Source organism: Pseudomonas sp. P7548 (assembly GCF_013386585.1).
In the GTDB taxonomy this organism is placed as follows: domain Bacteria; phylum Pseudomonadota; class Gammaproteobacteria; order Pseudomonadales; family Pseudomonadaceae; genus Aquipseudomonas.
In genome coordinates, this window is the sequence record NZ_JACARO010000037.1 from 4,032 (window position 1) to 5,330 (window position 1,299).

1 protein-coding gene is annotated in these 1,299 nt (G+C 63.5%); it reads right to left on the reverse strand.

Translation table 11 applies throughout. From position 1 onward, the window contains the following. On the reverse strand, positions 1–1,260 hold a 1,260-nt coding region (locus HX803_RS32755; RefSeq protein ID WP_372339917.1), incomplete at its 3' end, for a response regulator. Positions 1,261–1,299 lie beyond the last annotated feature (39 nt).

The window sequence follows — 1,299 nt, forward strand, 5'->3', positions numbered from 1 at the left end:
ACGCCCGATCACCACCACGGCGCCTTTGTGCTCCAGGGCGCTGGTCAGGGCGAAGATATTGCGCACATCGTCGTCCACCAGCAGGATTTTGCGCCCCTCGAAGACCTTGTCGCGGCTGCGCGCAGTCTTGAGCATCTTCTGGCGGTCATGGGACAGCTGGGATTCGACTTTGTGCAGAAAGAGTGTCACTTCGTCCAGCAGGCGTTCCGGCGAGCGCGCGCCCTTGATGATGATCGAACGCGAATACTTGCGCAGCTCGGCCTCTTCATCCCGGGTCAGGTTGCGCCCGGTGTAGACGATCACCGGTGGGAACGAGCAGATGTCCTCGGTGGCCATGCGCTTGAGCAGCTCGTTGCCGAGCATGTCCGGCAGTTTCAGGTCGATGATCATGCAGTCGTAGACGTTGGTACGCAGCAGGTCGAGTGCGGCCTGGGCGTAACCAACGTCGGTGATTTCGATGTCATCGTCACCGATCAGGCGAGCGATGCTGTCACGCTGCAGGTCATCGTCCTCTACCAGCAGCACGCGCTTGACCTTCTGGGTCAGCTTGGCTTCCAGGCGGGCGAACACGTCCTTGAGTTCTTCGCGGGTGGTGGGCTTGACCGCATAACCCACGGCGCCCATGTGCATGGCGGCCTCGACGCGGTCTTCCACGGAAATCACGTGCACCGGGATGTGCCGGGTATCGGCGTGTTCCTTGAGGCGTTGCAGCACAGTCAGGCCGGAGTGGTCCGGCAGGCGCATGTCCAGCAGGATCGCATCCGGGATGAACTCTTCGGCCAGGCTGTAGCCTTCATCTGCACCATGGGCCACCAGGCAGTGATAGCCCAGCTCGTGGGCCAGGTCGAACAGGATGCGCGCAAAGTTGGGCTCGTCTTCCACCACCAGGATGCAGCGGTTGGTGAACGGTGCCTTGTCGCGGTCATCGGCAAAGCGCGGGATGGCGGCTGCGTCAGCCACCAGCAACGGCGACACCTTGATCGGCGTCGGCGCGGGCGCTGTCACCACCTGGCGTGGTTGCTCAATGGCCGGCGCATCCGCTTCACGCTCCACATACTGCTCGGGCATGACCAGGGTAAACACGCTGCCCTTGCCCGGCTCGCTGGTCACGCTGATATAGCCGCCGAGCAAGGTGGCCAGGTCGCGGGAGATCGACAGGCCCAGGCCGGTGCCNNGCTTCGAAGATGCTTTCCTGCTGGTCCGGCGCAATGCCGATGCCGGAATCGCGCACGGTAAAGGCAATGCCCTCCCCCGGCGCACGGGACACCGACAGGCTCACCTCGCCCTGCTCGGTGAACT